Annotated in this window: 13 protein-coding genes (1 of these 13 running past the window's edge); 8 read left to right on the forward strand and 5 right to left on the reverse strand. The window is 71.2% G+C overall.

Annotation, left to right across the window (positions count from 1 at the left end; genetic code table 11):
* From OG617_RS23855 to OG617_RS23865, 3 genes are all read left to right on the forward strand, one after another.
* Positions 1-8,067 carry the end of a type I polyketide synthase gene (locus OG617_RS23855; RefSeq protein WP_405095205.1) on the forward strand. Its footprint begins 21,897 nt before the window's first position, so 8,067 of the gene's 29,964 nt are visible here — the last part of the coding sequence; the start codon falls outside the window, past its left edge; it ends in the stop codon at positions 8,065-8,067.
* A gap of 234 nt (positions 8,068-8,301) precedes the next feature.
* On the forward strand, positions 8,302-9,162 hold the full coding sequence (locus OG617_RS23860) for an HNH endonuclease (protein ID WP_405095206.1): 861 nt from the start codon (positions 8,302-8,304) through the stop codon (positions 9,160-9,162).
* Entirely contained in the window at positions 9,159-9,734 is a 576-nt protein-coding gene (locus OG617_RS23865; RefSeq protein ID WP_405095207.1) for a hypothetical protein, read from the forward strand. The genes OG617_RS23860 and OG617_RS23865 overlap by 4 nt, the downstream gene beginning before the upstream one ends.
* A gap of 397 nt (positions 9,735-10,131) precedes the next feature.
* Here the strand turns inward: OG617_RS23865 and OG617_RS23870 are convergent, their stop codons facing one another.
* The 3 genes from OG617_RS23870 to OG617_RS23880 form a co-directional block, all read right to left on the reverse strand.
* Entirely contained in the window at positions 10,132-10,602 is a 471-nt protein-coding gene (locus tag OG617_RS23870) for a hypothetical protein (RefSeq protein ID WP_405095208.1), read from the reverse strand.
* Positions 10,603-10,694: 92 nt separating this feature from the next.
* Positions 10,695-11,660, reverse strand: a complete 966-nt coding sequence (locus OG617_RS23875; protein WP_405095209.1) for an IS3 family transposase — start codon at positions 11,658-11,660, stop codon at positions 10,695-10,697.
* 38 nt (positions 11,661-11,698) lie between these two features.
* The gene (locus tag OG617_RS23880) at positions 11,699-12,043 is read right to left on the reverse strand and encodes a hypothetical protein (protein WP_405095210.1); all 345 of its coding nucleotides are present in this window, start codon (positions 12,041-12,043) and stop codon (positions 11,699-11,701) included.
* A gap of 350 nt (positions 12,044-12,393) precedes the next feature.
* Between OG617_RS23880 and OG617_RS23885 the strand changes: the two genes are divergently transcribed.
* Together OG617_RS23885 and OG617_RS23890 are read left to right on the forward strand one after the other, a co-directional pair.
* The gene (locus OG617_RS23885) at positions 12,394-12,783 is read left to right on the forward strand and encodes a hypothetical protein (RefSeq protein ID WP_405095211.1); all 390 of its coding nucleotides are present in this window, start codon (positions 12,394-12,396) and stop codon (positions 12,781-12,783) included.
* A 497-nt stretch (positions 12,784-13,280) separates the two neighbouring features.
* The gene (locus tag OG617_RS23890) at positions 13,281-14,357 is read left to right on the forward strand and encodes a hypothetical protein (protein ID WP_405095212.1); all 1,077 of its coding nucleotides are present in this window, start codon (positions 13,281-13,283) and stop codon (positions 14,355-14,357) included.
* Positions 14,358-14,781: 424 nt separating this feature from the next.
* Here OG617_RS23890 and OG617_RS23895 read toward each other — a convergent pair whose 3' ends face one another.
* The gene (locus OG617_RS23895) at positions 14,782-14,976 is read right to left on the reverse strand and encodes a DUF397 domain-containing protein (protein WP_405103924.1); all 195 of its coding nucleotides are present in this window, start codon (positions 14,974-14,976) and stop codon (positions 14,782-14,784) included.
* On the reverse strand, positions 14,973-15,740 hold the full coding sequence (locus OG617_RS23900) for a Scr1 family TA system antitoxin-like transcriptional regulator (RefSeq protein ID WP_405095213.1): 768 nt from the start codon (positions 15,738-15,740) through the stop codon (positions 14,973-14,975). Before OG617_RS23900 ends, OG617_RS23895 begins: the two co-directional genes overlap by 4 nt.
* Positions 15,741-15,939: 199 nt before the next feature.
* Here OG617_RS23900 and OG617_RS23905 point away from each other — a divergent pair, with 199 nt between their 5' ends.
* Genes OG617_RS23905 through OG617_RS23915 form a run of 3 tightly spaced genes read left to right on the forward strand, consistent with a single transcriptional unit; the run spans position 15,940 to position 18,050 of the window.
* Positions 15,940-16,362 carry a DivIVA domain-containing protein gene (locus OG617_RS23905; protein ID WP_405095214.1) on the forward strand — a complete coding sequence of 141 codons (423 nt, stop codon included), beginning with the start codon at positions 15,940-15,942 and terminating at the stop codon, positions 16,360-16,362.
* Positions 16,355-16,849 (forward strand): hypothetical protein, encoded by a 495-nt coding sequence (locus OG617_RS23910; protein WP_405095215.1) that lies wholly within the window; start codon positions 16,355-16,357, stop codon positions 16,847-16,849. The genes OG617_RS23905 and OG617_RS23910 overlap by 8 nt, the downstream gene beginning before the upstream one ends.
* Positions 16,836-18,050 (forward strand): helix-turn-helix domain-containing protein, encoded by a 1,215-nt coding sequence (locus tag OG617_RS23915; protein WP_405095216.1) that lies wholly within the window; start codon positions 16,836-16,838, stop codon positions 18,048-18,050. The genes OG617_RS23910 and OG617_RS23915 overlap by 14 nt, the downstream gene beginning before the upstream one ends.
* Positions 18,051-18,164: the final 114 nt, after the last annotated feature.

Genomic DNA, 18,164 nt, shown 5'->3' on the forward strand with positions numbered 1-18,164 from the left:
GATGGTGCGTTGGCGGCGCAGGCGGGCCGGTGGGCGCGCTGGCTGTCCGCCGACGAGGCTGTGCGTCCGGTGGACGTGGCCTGGTCGTCGATCACCACCCGACCCGCCCTGGAACAGCGGGCGGTGCTCCTGGCGACCGACCGGGACGGCCTGCTGTCCGCCCTTCGGGCCCTCGACGCGGGCGAGCCCTCCGGCGCGGCCGTCACGGGCGCCGCCACCGAGCGGGGCCGGCTCGCGCTGCTGTTCTCCGGTCAGGGCGCGCAGCGCGCCGGGATGGGCCGGGACCTGGCGGAGGCGTTCCCCGTGTTCGCCGCCGCGCTCGACGAGGTGTGCGCCGAACTGGACGGCCTGCTGCCGCGCCCCCTCCGGGAGGTGCTGAACGCCGCACCGGGGTCCGAGGCGGCGGGCCTGCTGGACCAGACCGTGTTCACCCAGGCCGGGCTGTTCGCCGTCGAGGTGGCGCTGTTCCGGCTGGTCGAGTCGTTCGGGATCGTGCCGGACTTCGTGGCCGGCCACTCGATCGGCGAGATCACCGCCGCCCACGTGGCGGGGGTGCTGTCCCTGGCGGACGCGTGCGCCCTGGTGGCGGCGCGCGGTCGGTTGATGCAGGCGCTGCCGACCGGCGGCGGGATGCTCGCGGTCGCCGCAGCCGAGGCGGACGTCCTGTCCAGCCTGGACGGGTTCACCGACCGGGTCGGTGTCGCGGCCGTCAACGGCCCCACCTCGGTCGTCGTGTCCGGTGCGGTCGACGCCCTCGACGAGGTCGAGCAGGCGTGGCGGGACCGGGGCGTGCGGACTCGCCGGTTGACGGTGAGTCACGCGTTCCATAGTCCGCTGATGGAGCCGATGCTCGACGAGTTCCGTACGGTGCTGGCGGGTTTGACGTTTGCCGCGCCGTTGCTGCCGGTGGTGTCGAACCTGACCGGTGCGCTGGCCGACGGCGATGAGCTGCGTACCCCGGAGTACTGGGTGCGGCACGTCCGGGAGGCCGTCCGGTTCGCCGACGGGGTCACCGCCCTGAAGACCGCCGGGGTGGACACGTTCCTGGAGATCGGCCCGCAGAGCGTGCTCACCGCGATGGCCGCCGACGTCCTGCCCGGCGACGGCGTGCTGGCCGTCGCCGCCCAGCGCAAGGACCGGCCCGAGACCCACGCCCTGCTCGCCGCCCTGGCCGAGCTGCACGTCCACGGGGTGCCCGTCACCTGGACCCAGTGGTTCGCCGACAGCGGAGCGCAGCGCGTCGACCTGCCGACGTACGCGTTCCAGCACCAGCGGTACTGGCCCGAGGCCGCGCCCCGGCCGCTGACCGTCGAGGACGGACGCGACGCCGACTTCTGGGCCGCCGTCGAGCGCGGCGACCTCACCGCCCTCGCCAGCCAGCTCGGCGACGACGCCGCCGTGGACGCCCTCACCCCGGCACTGCCCGTGCTGTCGCAGTGGCGTCGGGCCCGGACCCGGGACACCGCGCTGGACGGTTGGTCGTACCGGGTCGGCTGGGAGCCGGTCCGGCCGGCCCCGGCGACCGGACTGTCCGGGCGGTGGCTGGTCGTCACCGTCGGCAGCGGCGCCGACGCGGGCGTGGCGAAGACGCTGACCGGGGCCGGCGCCCGCGTCGACACCCTGACCGTGCCGCCGGCCCAGACCAGGGCCGAGCTGGCCGGGCGGCTGCGCCGGATCGGCGACGAGGGCTGGGCGGGGGTGCTGTGCGTCCTGCCCCGGCAGGACCGGCCGCTCCCCAACGCGCCCGGGGTCCCCGCCGGCACGGCGGCGCTGCTCACCCTCACCCAGGCGCTGACCGACACGGGCCTGCCCGGCCGGGTGTGGGCGCTCAGCCGGGCAGCCCTGCCGGTCTCGGCGGCGGAGCGGGCCGGCGACGTCTGGGCGGCGCTCGCCTGGGGCCTCGGCCGGTCCGTCGCCCTGGAACAGCCGGACCGCTGGGGCGGCCTGGTGGACCTGCCCGCCCGCGCCGACCGCAGCACCCGCGCCGCCCTCATCGCGGTGCTCGCCGACGGCGCCCTCGACCAGGTGGCGGTGCGCCGCAACGGCGTCTTCGCCCGCCGCCTCGTGCCCGCCGCTCCGCCCGCCGGGTCGGGCTGGCGGCCGTCGGGCACGGTGCTGGTCACCGGCGGTACCGGTGCGCTGGGCCGGCACACCGCCCGGTGGCTGCTGGCCAACGGGGCTGCCGAGGTGGTCCTCGCCTCCCGGCGGGGCCCCGCCGCCCCCGGCGCCGCCGAGCTGACCGGGGACCTCGCCGACCTCGGCACGGTGCGGGTGGTCGCCTGCGACGTCGCCGACGCCGACGCCGTCGCCGCGCTGGTCGCCGGCCTGCCGGACCTCACCGCCGTCGTGCACACCGCCGGCGCGTCCGGTGGCACCACCCCGGCGTACGGGCTGACCGACAGCGAGCTGTCGGAGACCCTGGCCGGCAAGGTGCTCGGGGCCGTGCACCTGGACACCGCCTGCTGGGGCCGGGACCTCGACGCGTTCGTCGTGTTCTCCTCCGTCGCCGGCGTCTGGGGCGGCGGCGGCCAGGCAGGGTACGCGGCCGGCAACTCCCTGCTCGACGCGCTCGTCGCCGCCCGCCGGGCCGCCGGCCTGCCCGCCACCGCCCTCGCGTACGGGCCGTGGGCGTCCGACGGCATGGCCGCCGGGGAGACCGCCGACGGCCTGCGCCGCCGCGGGTTCGCCCCGCTCGCGCCCGAGGCCGCCGTGGCGGCGCTGGGCCGGTGGGTCAACGCCCCGGAGGCGGCGCCGGTGATCGTGGACGTGGACTGGTCCCGGTTCCTCGCCGCGTTCACCGCGGCGCGGCCGAGCGGCCTCTTCGACCGGGTCGCCCCGGCCGGCGCCGAACAGCCGGAGCCGCAGCCCGAGGAGACCGGCGTCACCGCCGCGCTGCGGTCCCGGCTCGCCGGGCTGCCGGCGACCGGCCAGGAGACGCTGCTGGTCGACCTCGTCCGGGCGGAGGCGGCGGCGGTCCTCGGCCACGGCTCCACCGACCAGGTGCCGGCCGGCCGCGCCTTCCGGGAGCTGGGCTTCGACTCCCTCGCGGCCGTTCAGCTACGGGACCGGCTCGGCCGGGCCACCGGGCTGACCCTGCCGTCGACCGTGGTCTTCGACCACCCGTCGGCGCTGGAACTGGCCCGCTTCCTGCGTACCGGACTGGTGGCCGGCGCGGCCGACGGCCCGGCGGCCGGCGTCACCGTGGTCCGGCCGGCGGCAGACGAACCGATCGCGATCGTGTCGATGGCCTGCCGCTTCCCCGGCGGGGTGTCCTCCCCGCAGGAGCTGTGGCGGCTGCTGGCCGACGGGACGGACGCGGTGACGCCGATGCCCACCGACCGGGGCTGGGACCTGGACTCCCTGTTCGACAGCGACCCGGATCGGGTCGGCACCAGCTACACCCGCAGCGGCGGCTTCCTGACCGACGTGGCCGGGTTCGACGCCGCGTTCTTCGGCATCAACCCGCGCGAGGCCCTGGCCATGGACCCGCAGCAGCGCCTGCTGCTGCACGCCACCTGGGAGGTGTTCGAGTCCGCCGGCATCGACCCGCAGCGGGTACGCGGCACCGCCACCGGCGTGTTCATGGGCACCAACGGCCAGGACTACGCCACCCTGCTGCTCGGCGCCCGGTCCCAGGTGGAGGGCTACCAGGCCACCGGCAATGGCGCCTCCGTCGTCTCCGGCCGGCTGGCGTACTCGTTCGGCCTGCACGGGCCGGCGGTCACCGTCGACACGGCCTGCTCATCGGCGCTGGTCGCCCTGCACCTGGCCGCCCAGGCGCTGCGCTCCGGCGAGTGCGACCTGGCCCTGGCCGGCGGCGTGACGGTGATGTCGACTCCGGGGGCGTTCCTGGAGTTCTCCCGGCAGCGCGGCCTCGCCGAGGACGGCCGGGTCAAGGCGTTCGCCGCCGGCGCGGACGGCACCGGCTGGGGCGAGGGCGTCGGTGTACTGCTGCTGCAACGGCTCTCCGACGCGCAGCGCGACGGCAACCGGATCCTCGCCGTGGTGCGCGGCAGCGCGGTCAACCAGGACGGCGCCAGCAACGGCCTGACCGCCCCGAACGGGCCGGCGCAGCAGCGGGTGATCCGGCACGCGCTGGACGTCGCCGGACTGACGCCCGGTGACGTCGACGCCGTCGAGGCGCACGGCACCGGAACCACCCTCGGCGACCCGATCGAGGCGCAGGCGCTGCTGGCCACGTACGGGCACCAGCGGCCGGCGGACCGGCCGCTGTGGCTGGGCTCGGTGAAGTCGAACATCGGGCACACCCAGGCCGCGGCCGGCGCCGCCAGCCTGATCAAGATGGTGCTCGCCTTCCAGCACGAGCTGCTGCCGGCGACGCTGCACGTCGACGCGCCGACCCCGCACGTGGACTGGTCGTCGGGCGCGCTGGCGCTGCTCACCGAGGCCCGGCCGTGGACCGGGACCGACCGGCCCCGCCGGGCCGGCGTCTCCTCGTTCGGGATCAGCGGCACCAACGCCCACGTCATCATCGAGGAGGCCCCCGCGCCGCAACCGGCCACCGGCCAGGACCGGGGGGCCGACCCCGCCGCGACGGACGGGCACCGGGTCGACCCGGAGCTGGCCGCAGGCCCGACGCCCCTGCTCTCCGGGGCGGACCCGGCCGGGCTGCGCGACCAGGCTGGCCGGTCGGCCGACCCGACGACCGTGCCGTGGCTGCTCTCCGGGGCGGACCCGGCCGGGCTGCGCGACCAGGCGGGCCGGCTGGCCGACCTGGTGACGACCGGTGCGGGCGACCCCGGCCGGATCGCCTGGGGCCTCGCGGCGGGACGGGCCCACCTCGGCCACCGCGCGGTCGTCGTCGCGGCCGATGGGCCGGCCCGGTCGGCGGCGCTGCGGGCGCTGGCCGCCGGTGAGCCGCACCCCGCGCTCACCACGGCCCGGCGCCGCTCCGGCGGCCTCGCGGTCCTGTTCTCCGGCCAGGGCGCCCAGCGCGCCGGCATGGGCCGGGAGCTGTACGCCGCGTTCGGGGTGTTCGCGGCGGCGCTGGACGAGGTGTGCGGGCTGCTGGACGGCCTGCTGCCGCAGCCGCTGAAGCCGGTCCTGTTCGCCGAGCCGGGCACCGCCGAGGCGGGGCTGCTGGACCAGACCGTGTTCACCCAGGCGGGCCTGTTCGCCGTCGAGGTGGCGCTGTTCCGGCTGGTCGAGTCGTTCGGCGTGGTCCCCGGCCAGGTGGCCGGCCACTCGATCGGCGAGATCGCCGCCGCCCACGTGGCCGGGGTGCTGTCCCTGGCGGACGCGTGCGCCCTGGTGGCGGCGCGGGGCCGGTTGATGCAGGCGCTGCCGGCCGGCGGCGGGATGCTGGCCGTCAACGCGTCGGAGGCCGAGGTGCTGTCCAGCCTGGACGGATTCACCGACCGGGTCGGGATCGCGGCCGTCAACGGCCCGACGGCCGTGGTGGTGTCCGGTGCGGTCGACGTCCTCGACGAGGTGGAGGGGGCGTGGCGGGGCCGGGGTGTGCGGACGCGCCGGTTGACGGTGAGTCACGCGTTCCACAGCCCGCTGATGGAGCCGATGCTGGCCGAGTTCCGTACGGTGCTGGCCGGGTTGAGCTTCGCCGCGCCGTTGCTGCCGGTGGTGTCGAACCTGACCGGTGCGCTGGCTGACGGCGATGAGCTGCGTACCCCGGAGTACTGGGTGCGGCACGTCCGGGAGGCCGTCCGGTTCGCCGACGGGGTCACCGCCCTGCGGGCGGCCGGGGTGGACACGTTCCTGGAACTCGGGCCGCAGGGCGTGCTGACCGCGCTCACCGCCGGCCTACTACCCACCGACTCCGACGGGACGGCCGTGGCGGCCCTGCGGGCCGGCGCGGCCGAGCCGGCCGCCCTGCTCGCCGCCCTCGCCGCCCTGCACGCCGGCGGGCGGGACGTGGACTGGGCGGCGGTGCTCGACACGCTGGCCGGGCCCCGCCCGACCCCCCGCGACCTGCCCGACCTGCCCACGTACGCGTTCCAGCCGCAGCGCTACTGGCCGATGCTGACCGTGGCCCCGGCCCCGGCCGCCGACCCGGTGGACGACGAGTTCTGGCGGGCGGTCACCGACGGCGACCTCGGCCGGCTGGGCATCGACCCGGACCAGCCGATGCGCCAGGCGCTGCCGGAACTCGACTCGTGGCGCCGACGCCAGCACCGGGATGGCACCCTCGACGGGTGGCGGTACCGGGTCACCTGGCGACGGCGGCCGATGACCGTCGGCGACCCGGGCACCTGGCTGGTGGTGACTCCCCGGCAGCAGGACCCGGGCGGGATCGTGGCCGCGCTCACCGCCGTCGGGGCGACCGTGCACGTGTTGCCGGTCGACCCGGCCACCGTCACCCGCGACGCCCTCGCCGCCGACCTCGACCGGCTCGGCGCGGAGCACCTGCCGACAGGGCTGCTGTCCCTGCTGGCGCTGGACGACGCCCCACACCCCGAGCAGACCGCCCTGCCGACCGGCCTCGCGGCGAACCTGCTGCTGGTGCAGGCGCACACCCTGCGGCCCGGCCCGGCCGTGCCGCTGTGGTTGGCCACCACCGGCGCCGTCGCCGTCGACGACGAGCCGGTCGCGCGCCCCACGCAGGCGACCACCTGGGGTCTCGGCCTGGTCGCGGCGCTGGAACACCCGAGGCACCTCGGGGGCGTCGTGGACCTGCCCGGCCGCCCCGACGAGGCGGCGTACGCCGCGCTGGTCACCGCGCTCACCAACGTCGACGGGGAGGACCAGCTCGCGATCCGGGGCGCCGAGGTGCACACCCGACGCCTCGTGCGGGACACCACCCGGCCGGCGGACGCCGGCCGGGCGTACACCCCGCACGGGACCGTCGTGCTCACCGGCGGGGCGGGCGAACTGGCCCGGCACACCGGCGCGTGGCTCGCCCGGCAGGGCGCCGAGGTGCTGCCGCTGGAGGAGCCGGCGGCGGGCAAGCTCACCGACCTGATGGAGCAGCTCGCCGCCGAGAGCCGGCCGGTCACCGGGCTGGTGCACGTCCCGGCGGAGACCGGGTCGGTGCCGCTGGCCGAGCTCACCGTCGCGGCCCTGGCCGCGGACCTCGTCGCGACCGTGGGCGACATCCCCCGGTACGCCGACGAGCTGGCCCACCGGCGGGTCGACGCCTTCGTGCTGTGCACCTCCACCTCGGGGGTGTGGGGCGCGGGCGGCCGGGCCGGTCAGGCGGCCGGCGACGCGCTGCTGCACGCGCTGGCGGCGAACCGCCGGCACGCCGGGCTGCCGGCCACCGACGTGGCGTGGGGGCCGTGGCAGGACGACCCGGCGTCGCCGGAGCTGGAGCAGCTGCGCCGGCGCGGGCTGCCGGGCCTGCCGCCGGAGCTGGCCGTCGAGGCGCTCGCCCGGGCGGTCCGCGACGAGGCGACCGTCGTGGTGGCGGACGTGCGCTGGGATCGATTCGTGCCGACGTTCGCCGCCATGCGCCCGTGCCCGCTGCTGACCGAGATCCCCGAGGCGCGCGAGGCGCTGCCCGCCGACGACGTCCGCCAGCCGGCGGACGACGAGGCGGCGGCCGCGCTGCGGGAGCGGCTGCGCCCGCTCGGCGCCGGGGAGCGCGAGACGATCCTCGTCGACCTGGTGTGCGCGCAGGCGTCCAGCGTGCTGGGCCACGCCGACGGCGGGACGTTGGAGCCCGACCGCGCGTTCCGGGAGGTCGGGTTCGACTCGATGACGGCAGTGGAGCTGCGCAACCGGCTCCGCGCCGCCAGCGGCGTGCAACTGCCCCCCAGCGTGGTTTTCGACTACCCGACCCCGGCGGCGCTGGCCCGGCACCTGCGCGATCAGCTCGTCGACGACGGCACCTTGACGGCCGCGCCGCTGCTGGCCGAGCTGGAACGAATGGACGCCGCCTTCGCGGCCGACGCGCCGGATCGGCTGACCAGGCAGAAGCTGATGGTCCAGTTGCAGGCGTTCGTCGCCCGGTGGGGCGACGACCGGGCGCCGGCCGAGGAGAAGCCGGTCACGCAGACCCTCGACGACGCGACCGACGCCGAGATCTTCGACTTCATCCGGCGCGAACTCGGCGGCCCCGGCGGTGAGGTGCCATTCGGCGAGACGCGCTGAGTATGGAGAGTGCAGTCCGCAACGGGAACGGACAGCGCGACTCGCGTGTACTCGGCGGCGCTGGCGTGCGCGCCGGGGTCTCGGGCGATGTAGGCAGGCCCGCGAGGTCGGCCATGGCGATGAGCAGTTCGTGCCGAGCCGGCGGCGAGCGTGCCGGATCGGGCGTCGTCCGAGGTGTCCCGGCCTGTTAGTGACTGTTGCGGAACCGCCGAGCGGGTCGACGTCCGGATACTTGTGCTGCTGCCGAGCCTGTCGCTGCTCGCGCAGATGCTGCGGGCCTGGTCAGCTCTGTGGTGCGCCCGGGTGCCGCCACAGCGGCCCACGCAGCACCCCTCCAACCACCTATCGCTGGTGCGCTTCCGGGCTGTGGTCGGCGACAATGGCACCGCGACGGCGAAGTGCAGAGTGAACCCGGACGTACACAGCCGGCGGCGCCTTTGGGGCGACTCCGGCGGTCACTGCAGCGACCCAACCTGTCGCATGTACCTGTTTCCGGACGACCTCGACGTAGACTTCGGCGAGTTGGCCCACATCATCCCCGCCATGCCGGATGGTCCACGAGGCATTCCTGTCATCGAGATGCCCCTCAGGGAGCGGGCCCATCACAGCAACCTGATCCTGCTGTGTGCCAACTGCCACACGAAGATCGACAAGGCCCCGGCGGTCTACCCCGCGAAGCTGCTGCATGGCTGGAAGCGGCAGCGAGTCGAGGAAATCCGGATCGCCTTGGCGACTCCCACGTTTCGAACGCGGTCCGAGGTGCGGGCGCACATCCAAGGCGAGCTGGACTCCAACCGTGCGATCCACGAGCGATACGGCCCGATCGGTGACCCTTACCTTGAAGGCAATCCCACCCTCTGGCGCCGGCACGTCCGCTCGACGGTTATCCCGAACAACCGCGCCATCCTTCGCGTGCTGGAGGCCAACCGGCATCTTCTTACCCGGGATGAGCAGGAGACGCTGGCCGTATACCGCGTCCACGTCGAGCAGTTCGAGAGCCGGCACGTCCTGGACGACTTCACCACCGGCACGGAACGCTTTCCCGAAGCCATCGGGCGCATTCTGCTGGACACCCAGGAGGCCGGTTCTCGATGAATGACGTGCGCGGCTGGATCGAGAAAAAGCTGCAGGAGGAAGGCTACCTTTCGACGAGGCTTCCATCGTCCCAGCTGGAGATCATGCGCGCACCTCGGCCGAACGCACGGGTGATATGCATCGGACTCGGGGACGGGGAGCGGTTCGACGCGGACGATCTCCGTGCCAGGGTCGACGTAGTGCAGGACACGACGTTCGTCGTGGTGGTGCCGACCCGGATCTCGCATGCTGCTTACGAGCGCGCCGAGGAGCTCGGGATCTGTGTCGCGGGCTTCGGCGAGCTGCTAGATGCGCTGGAGCAAGACGATGACATCGCCGACCACGTGGACAGCCAGGAGCGATACGAACGCCGTCGACTGACCTTCAACAGCGAGGTGAAGTCGATCAAGCGCAAAGGACACCACGCCTACGAGGTAACCCGATGCCGACGCCGACCGCTCACCATCATCACGACCAACAACTACGAGTTCACCGCCGATCAGCTGTACAGCCTGTTGGAGTCGTATGCGGGAATCGACGCCGATTTGATCGTCGTCACCAATCCGAACTGCCGCGGCTTTTCCACCGATTAGCTACAGGCCGCCGAGCAGGCAGGGATTCCGATCGTCCTGTTCGACGAGCTGCTCATCGGCCTCGATACCCGTTGGACCTGAGCTGCTGGCCCCATCTCGAGCTTTTGGTCGAGGCGGCTCGCGGCCTACCGCCCCTGCAGGTGTGGTTGTTCGGCTCGGCACTTCGTACCGGCGCGCCGACGGACCTGGATGTGTTGCTGATCTACGAGAACCGCTGGACCGTCGTGGCGCTAAGGGTCATGCAACCGTGGGACGAGTTCGATCCTCCATGTGACATTTGCGATGACGCCGCTCGAAGAGCGCGAGTACGCGTTCATCGCCGGAACGGGGGCGGTTCGCCTGTTGTGAGACGGTGCCGTATCGACCTACTTGGACAGCCCGGCGAGCCTGGCGGCCGCTACGCACCGCGCCACATGATCATGAGGCAGCACTCGACTCCGACCATCGACGACCGCAGTGCTTCCGCCATGGCCTCCTCGTCGGCGTGTTTGATCTTCTGTAGGATGCGCGTCGCCTTTGAGACACCTCCGATGAGATCGTCGAGGGCCCGCGCTGGCAGCCCTCGGCTATGAGCGATGTACCGGCACCGAAGGCTGCGATGCGGTTTGCCCGTCTCTGGGTTCATCTCGGTGACGTACATGCCAGTACCCTGCTGCCAGGCAACGACCTCTTCATCCGGTGCCAGCCTCCGCAGTGTCCAATCGAGTAGCTCCATCCCGGAGTTGGCCCCCTGCGATATCCAGTCCGGCCCCCGCTGACCAATGGCGCTCCAGGCACCCTTGTACTTGCGCGGTAGCCTCTGGTCCACGCCTTCTAGCCATCCGAGTAGCTGGTCGACCTGGCCACCCGTCTGCTCGTCAGAGTGCACCTCGCTGGTCCTCGCGATGTACCAGATCTCTCCGGAGGAGGTCTCCTCCGTCTCGATCGTGTAGGCGGCACGGTTGATCGGTAGTTGTCAAGTCAAACTGAGACGGTCTGTGCCTGTTGGGCTGGCTGGTTGATCCACGCTTGGTCGGGGAGTTTGGGTGCGCGTGGCCGGTGGTTGAACCTGCCGGGGTGCGCGGCGTGAGCCGCGTCGAGGGTGGTCTGGCGTTGCTCGCGGATCTGGTTGGCGGTGCCGTAGTGCACCGATGCCGGGGTGTGCCAGCCGATCCCGGAATGCCGGTGTTCGTGGTTGTAGGCGGTGAAGAAGCCGTCGCAGAACGCTCTTGCGTCCGCGAGGGATCCGAACTTTCCTGGGAAATCTGGCACGTACTTCATGGTTTTGAACTGGGCCTCGGAGTACGGGTTGTCGTTCGAGGTCCGGGGCCGTGAGTGGGAACGGAGCACGCCGAGATCCACGAGCATTTCCGATACCGGTTTCGATGTCATGGCGCCGCCCCGGTCAGCGTGGATGGTATGCGGCTCGATCCCGTTCCGTGTGATCGCGTCGGCGAGGAAATCGCGGGCCACGACCGCGTCCTCGCCTGCGGCGATAAGCCAGCCGGTGACGTAACGGGAGTAGATGTCGATGATGACGTAGCACTTGAACCAGACGCCCTTGACCGGTCCTTTCAACGCGGTAATGTCCCAGGACCACACCTGGCTGGGGCCGGTCGCGACCAACTCTGGGCGCACCCGCGTTGGGTGACTGGCCAGTCGGCGTCGTTCCCGGCTCTGCCCTGCGGCACGAGCGATCCGATACATCGTGGACATCGAGCAGTGGTAGCGGCCCGCGTCGAGTTCCCTCGCCCAGACCTGCGGAATTGCCAGATCGGCGTAGACGGGCGAGTTCAGCAGGGCCAGGACCTGGTCGCGTTCGGCGATGCTGAGCGCCTGCGGCGGCGGGGTCCGTGCCAGCCACGGCCCATGCCGTGGCCCACGAGGCTTGGCCTGCCGGTAGTAGGTCGCCCGTGAGGTTCCGGTCAGCGTGCACGCGCGTTGCACCGCTGTCCCCGCGTCACGCAGTTGCGCGAAGACGGCGGTCAGGATTTCTTCGGCGGGCTGTCGTTGTCCGCGCTCTCGGAGAGTTCCTCCAAGAGCGCGTGTGCTTTTCCCATGATGTCGAGGGCCATACGGGTCTTCTTCAGATCCGCCTGGAGTTTCTCGTTCTGCCGGCGCAGCTTCTCCAACTCCAACTGCTCGGCCGACTTCTTCACCCGCTGGCCGGCCGGAATCGTAGCGGCGTCCTCTCTCCGACTACCCCGATTGCCGAGCAGTCCGGCGTCACGAGCTCGTGCCCACTCGATGATGTGAGACGAGTACAAGCCTTCCCGGCGCAGGATCGCGCCTTTCTCTCCGTTCGGGGCGTTCTCGTACTCGGCGACCATCGCGAGTTTGTACTCCGGGCTGAAAACCCGCCGAGACGGCTTCGGCGCCGGATCGGCCCCGCCAGACGCCGACTGCTTGCCAGATGAAGTGGACACGTACACAAGGATCTCCGATCCCCGCCCTCAGGTCAGCACCCCTCACTCACACAGGGTGTCTCACACCATCCTGACCAAGAGGGGATCGCCTGCGCTCCGCGGCCGAAGTCGAGAACTGTCTCGGGCGCTGCCAACAGCATGGCACCAGACGTGGCTGACTGCCACGCGCGATTCACCCGCAGGACCGGCGCGGCTAGGGCCAACTGCTGGTGGCCTGCCAGCCAGCTCACTTGCTGGCTCATTCGCAGGCCTAGGTGTTGAAGCTGCGAGAAGTACCGATCGCGAAATCCGGCCTTGTCCAGGAAGGACGACCTGCTCGCACCGATCTGGGCCGTGACAGCCGAACCCGTCAACTCGGTGATGCGGTGCTGGACAAGGAGGGTCTGGCCAAGAGCAGCCGCGAGTTGGTCGGTGCCCGCGAGTTGCGCGACGATCCGCTGGACGCCCGAGATATCCATGGCGGCCCTCGTGGTAGTGGCCATTGCGCCGTTATCGAGGAGCTGCCGGACGATCCCCTGTATCGGTGCGGACGCCGCAACGATCGCGGCGACCTGCTGACCCATCTGGGTCTGGATGGGCAGGAGCGGAGGAACGAAGCCGATTTTCCTCAAGATCTCCGGTGGCAAAGCGCCTACCAGCTTTGAAGTGTCGGTACCGCGTCGGCTGCGGTCTGTTGGCTGCCCGGATGCCACTTCCACCCCATCGTTCACGTCGTCGGCTTGCGTTATCAACGAGCACGACGAACGGTACCTGCATGACCGGGTGGTCTGCGACCGAGTAGTGGCTCGGTTGACCAGCTCGACCTGGGCCGTGCCCATGGTCCCGTGCCGGGTCGAGAAAGCCGCGATCTGCTCACCTCCGTGCGTGGCTGAGTCGACCCAGGAGACGCTGACTCAGCCACGGGGGGTGAGCAGCCTTCAAGCTCAAAGGCCAGTCAACGTGCAAGTTTCGGGATGCGTTCCTGCCGAGGGTAGGTCACAGAGCTACGAAGGCGTCCTGCAACCCCGGTCAAGCATGGGCTCTCATCGAAACCGTGGACCAACAGGGGCTGTCAGCAGAGGAGGGCGACGTAGACTACCCGCCGACGAAGCCGCAGGGGAGAACACCGCAAATGTCTGCCCGGAAGGAAAGGAGGCGGTAGATGTGGGGCATCGCCGAACGCCGAGGGGCCACGACGATCGAGCTTTCGGCCATTCAAATGGCGCTCGTGCAGGTTGTTTACGACGAGTTCCGCAAGCAGGCCGTCTGGCCCACGATGTACGCCGTCGACCGTGCGTTCATCAAGGCGCAGCGCCGAGGCGTTCTCGGCGCGACGACGGTCATGCGGGGGTTGCCCGAGGGGCTCCTCATGCAGAGCCACATCCGCCCCGATCCCGCCCCGCAAGACGCAATCACGCTAACCATCAGTGGGGTCGCACGCTGTAGCAGCGCGGATTCTGACGTAGAGGCTTTCCTTCGCTCGGTGCGCTGGTGTGCACGCCAGGAGATCAGGCGTGAACCCGAGCCAGGCGAGACGTCCATCAAGGTCAACCGTCAGCAGATGCTCCGCGCCATCCCTCTAGCCTTCCGAACCGATTCGGGAAGCCTGGATAGACTGTTCACTCTCCTCAGCGTGCACAACTGGGGGAGCGTAGGAAGCTGCAGGCCCTCAGACGGCGCGCCGTGGTACCTGAACATCGGTACGCACGTACGCCGATTCAGGAACGTGCAATCTGTTGAGGAGTTCATTGATGTCCTGGTGACGTGGGACGAGGAGGAACGCCAGCGCCACCGACCTACGCACCAGCTTGCCGTGGGGCCTGTTGACCTCCCGCCGGTAACCCGTGCCTACCTCAACCCTAAGGTGCTGGATCATCTACGCGGTATCGACGGTGCAGCGTGGGACATCAGCAAGCTCAGCGCCTTGGCAGACGAGCTTGATACCTGCGTGGGAAGCGGGTGCGTTTTCGCGGCCCACGCAGTGCTGAGGGCGCTGCTGGATCATGTGCCGCCGCTGTTCGGGCAGAAGACCTTCGCGGGAGTCGTCAGTAGCCATCCGTGGGGAAAGACAGATGGTCGCTATCTGAACCGGCTAAGTTTCTTCCGCACCCAAGGCGACGATGCTCTGCACAGGCAGATCTCCAAGAGGCCCGACCTCCTCATGATCGACGACCTGCCCGAGGGGGCTGCCGTGAACGCATTGCTTCAGGGTTGCATCGCCCAACTACAGAAGCAATGAGCCTGCTGGGTTTATAACCTCTGCCTCGTAACTTGCAATTGGATGGCCGACACTCCAGTCAGGAATCGCGATCATCCTCGGTTAGCTCTTTTAGGGCATAGTGGCTGTTCGTGGCGCATTCTTGGCGACGGCGTCGGCGCCGCCGACGGACTCCTCCGCCGACGCCCCCGTAAAAAACGGTAGGCGTCGGCGGTGGGTGGATCGTGGCCCGGCCCTGATCGACGGCGCGAGCGGCCGCGGCGCAGGCCGCCTTGAAGATGCGCAGAGACAATGGCGCGGCTTCGCCTCCTATGGCCCCTGCCCTAAAGGTGACGCTCTGGACGAGCCGGTCGGTTGGCTACGTAGGTGATCTCGAGTAGCCCGGACTACAGACAAGCCCCAGGCCGCACCTTGCCGGGTGGCCGGGGGTCTCTCGTCGTACTGGTCAGCCGACTGGCCCGATCTGCTTGGCCAGGTTGACGAACGACTGCCAGTTGCCCGGCGTGAAGTCGAGGGTGCCGCCTTCGCGGTCCTTCGTGTCCCGGACCAGGACGATGCCCGGCAAATTGTCAGCGACCTCGACGCACGAACCGCCGTTGGAGCCGCTGCGGGTGCTCTTGCGCCACTTGGCGTCGGTCATGTCCATGTCTGCGCTGCTTCCTTGATCAGGCTGAGTGACTGCTTACGGGAGAACGCTTCGCCCCTGATCGCCTCCCACGTCTGCTGGAGGTTAACAAGGTCCTCCGCTTGGTCTACCACCTGCGCTCGCACCTGGTGATCGAGGTGCGCGACCACCGAGCCGTCGCCCAGGGTGCCCAGGATAAATCCACCCTGTAGGCCTGGGTAGAGCCCTGCGTCTTCACCCACCACGAGGATCTGTATGTGTGGCAGCTCGGCCATCTCAGCCAGGTGGGCGAGCTGCTCCTTCATCGCGGCGGGGTGACTCTTCATGGGCCGGCGCAGCACCATCACGTCGATGACGGCGACGAGCTGCACGGGCTTGATGCTGAAGAGGATGGCGCTTCGTTCGGACCTCGACGCTACGCGCTCCTCGATCTCGCCCGGAGCCAGGAGATTATGAGCCAGCGTGGCTCGCGCGTACGCCTCGGTTTGAAGCAAGCCGGGCACCCAGGCGTGCTCAAACCACCGCAGCGCGACTGCCTCGCGTTCCCAGTCGACCCATTTTCTCAGCCACTGCGGCTCGCGTCGCTTCAGGACATCAGGCCATAGGTCATTTATGTCCCGGCCCAGGATTGCCGCCACCGCCACACGTCGACGCGGTTGCGGCACACGTCCCGGAGAGATCCAACGCGCTGCGGTCTTCGGATCTACCCCCGTCTGAGCTGCGAGACTCTCTGCCGTCTCGCCGGCCTCGGTCATGGCCGCTTGAAGTGCCTGGTTCATCCCGCCTCCAACATGGACGTCCCGAACAATCCTGAGCATAAGGCAACGTCGTGTACTGATCCCGTCGCTGTCGGCAAGGTGTCGGGTAGGCGGGCCCCCGTCGGAGGGTGTGGATAGCTCGCCGGACCCTGCCCACCCGCCCCGGGTCGTGACAGCGGCCGGGCCGCCCAGCCATCTCGACAGCGCAGGACGGAGGCACATGGAGCCCAGCACAGACGAACCCGCCGAGCCGGTTGGGGGCGGGCCCCTTATCGAGGGCACTGAGCGCGGCGGGGTCTACCAGTCCAGGCGGAGCCTGCTGACCCCGGCCGACATCCGGTGGCAGGACTTCCCGCTGACCAGGTTCGGTCGCCGTGGCCTCGACCCGGAGGCAGTCGGCAGGTTCCTCCGTCGGGTGGAGGCCGACCTGGACACCCTCTACCGGGAGGTCATCGCCGCTCGGGACGAGGCCCGCCACCACCGCGACGCCGCGACCGAGCTGCGAGCAGAGCGCTGCCGTCCCCGCGAGCCGTGGGCGCAGCGGCCCCGGGGTGAGTACCGGCGTCCGCCCATGTGGCCGCCCTACTCGCCCCGCCGGCAGGGTTGCCACCGCCCGCCGGGGGACGGCGGCGGCGATGGCTGACTACCCGGCGCTCCACGGCCCGTCCAGGCCGGACTGGAACTGCCTCGTCTGCGGGGCTCCCTGGCCCTGCCTGACCCGCAAACGCCAGCTCAAGGAGCTGTGTCAGTGCAACATTCGCACGCTCGTGCGCTACATGACCTCCTACCTGCCGGACGCCCACACGGAAATCACCGGCATGAGCACCACTGACATCACCGAACGCATCGTCGGATGGTGCGGCAGGCCGTTGGAGATGTGGGCGGTCCAGGAGCACCCGCCGACTCGGGAGATCAAGAGCGGCACCGACGCTACCTACCCAATCGAAAGGCAGGGAGATATGGACGCCACGGACAACGGCCCGGCGCAGAGCCGGAGTGAGCAGGCGGAGGCCGCCGAACAGGAGGCCGCGAGGCAACGCCTGCTCAAGCAGGCCGAGGCGGACCGGATACCGGCGGACGACACGACCAGGGCGGTGCCCGACCGGCGGTGGCGTCGTGACCACCCATGACCTGCCGATAGGACGCCGAATTGCCCGGCTGCGGGCCCGACGGCGGATGACCCAACAGATGCTCGCCGACCGGCTCGGCAAGTCGAAGAGTTGGGTCGACAAGGTCGAGCGGGGTGTCCGCGCCCTCGACCGGTTCACGGTCATTCAGGACCTCGCCGCTGTGCTCCGCGTCGACCCGGTGGCGCTGCTCGGCCGGGATGCCCTACCGTCGCAGGCCGCCCGCGCCGCCGTGCACGGCGTCGACGGGGTACGCGCCGCCCTCGCCCGCTACGACACCGCGCTGAACGGGCGACAGGTGCGGGCGGCACCGCCGGTCGGCGAGTTGGGCCGGCGGGTGCGGCACGCCTGGCTGACGTACCAGCACGCCGACTACCCGCAACTGCTGCGGATGCTGCCGGAACTGCTCGGCGACACCCAACACGCCCACGCCCACACCAGCGGCGGCGGGGGCGGGGACGGCGCGCCGGAGCTGCTGGTGCAGGCGTACCGGATCGCGTCGTCGGTGTTGGTGAAGCTCGGCGAGGGCGACCTCGGCTGGCTCGCCGCCGACCGGGCCATGTCCGTGGCGACCGGCGACCCGCTGCTGGTGGCGGCGGCCACCGTGCCGCTGGGGCAGGCGCTGCGCCTCCTCGACCGCCCCCGGCCGGCCCTGTCGGTCACGATCGCCGCCGCGTACCGCACCGCCCCCAGGGTGTGGCGCGACGGCCCGCCACGGGACCTGGCGCTGCGCGGGACGCTGCTGATCCATGCCGCCCTGGCCGCCGCCGGGTTCGGCGACGAGTGCAGCGCACGGGAGCTGGTCGACCAGGCGGCCGGGATCGCCGACGAGATCGGCGAGGGCCACGACCGGCACTGGACCAGTTTCGGGCCCACGGCGGTGGAGTTGGCCCGGGTGGCTACCGCCGTCGAGCTGGGTGCCGGTGGCGAGGCGGTGGTGCTGCACGAGAAGGTCGTCGGCGCGGACGACTGGCGACGGTTACCGGCCGAGCACCGGGCGGCGTACCTGCTCGACGCCACCCGCGCGTACCTCCGGGTCGGCGACCCGCTCGCCGCCGGACGCGCGCTGGTCGACGCGGACCGGACCGCACCGGCCGAGGTCCGGTTGCGGCCGGTGGCCCGTACGCTGCTCACCGACCTGACACGCCACGGACCGGTCCCGGCGGACGTAGCCCGGCTCGCCACGGCCCTCGGCGTCGGGTGATGACCGCCCGGCCCCTCCTCCACCGGCCGGGCAGGGTCATTGCGTTGTCGCGGGTGCGGTCCCTGGTCGGCCCGGGGACCGTGGTCGGGGCGGGGCTGTGGGCGGGGCGGTCGA

Source organism: Micromonospora sp. NBC_01412 (assembly GCF_045040215.1).
In the GTDB taxonomy this organism is placed as follows: Bacteria; Actinomycetota; Actinomycetes; order Mycobacteriales; family Micromonosporaceae; genus Micromonospora; species Micromonospora rubida.

Excerpts from the sequence above, each read along its gene's own strand:
- OG617_RS23865 (WP_405095207.1), top strand. The coding sequence starts at position 9,159 with ATGAATGACGTGCGCGGCTGGATCGAGAAAAAGCTGCAGGAGGAAGGC.
- OG617_RS23880 (WP_405095210.1), bottom strand. The coding sequence starts at position 12,043 with ATGGTCGCCGAGTACGAGAACGCCCCGAACGGAGAGAAAGGCGCGATC.
- OG617_RS23890 (WP_405095212.1), top strand. The coding sequence starts at position 13,281 with ATGTGGGGCATCGCCGAACGCCGAGGGGCCACGACGATCGAGCTTTCG.
- OG617_RS23895 (WP_405103924.1), bottom strand. The coding sequence starts at position 14,976 with ATGACCGACGCCAAGTGGCGCAAGAGCACCCGCAGCGGCTCCAACGGC.
- OG617_RS23900 (WP_405095213.1), bottom strand. The coding sequence starts at position 15,740 with ATGAACCAGGCACTTCAAGCGGCCATGACCGAGGCCGGCGAGACGGCA.
- OG617_RS23905 (WP_405095214.1), top strand. The coding sequence starts at position 15,940 with ATGGAGCCCAGCACAGACGAACCCGCCGAGCCGGTTGGGGGCGGGCCC.
- OG617_RS23910 (WP_405095215.1), top strand. The coding sequence starts at position 16,355 with ATGGCTGACTACCCGGCGCTCCACGGCCCGTCCAGGCCGGACTGGAAC.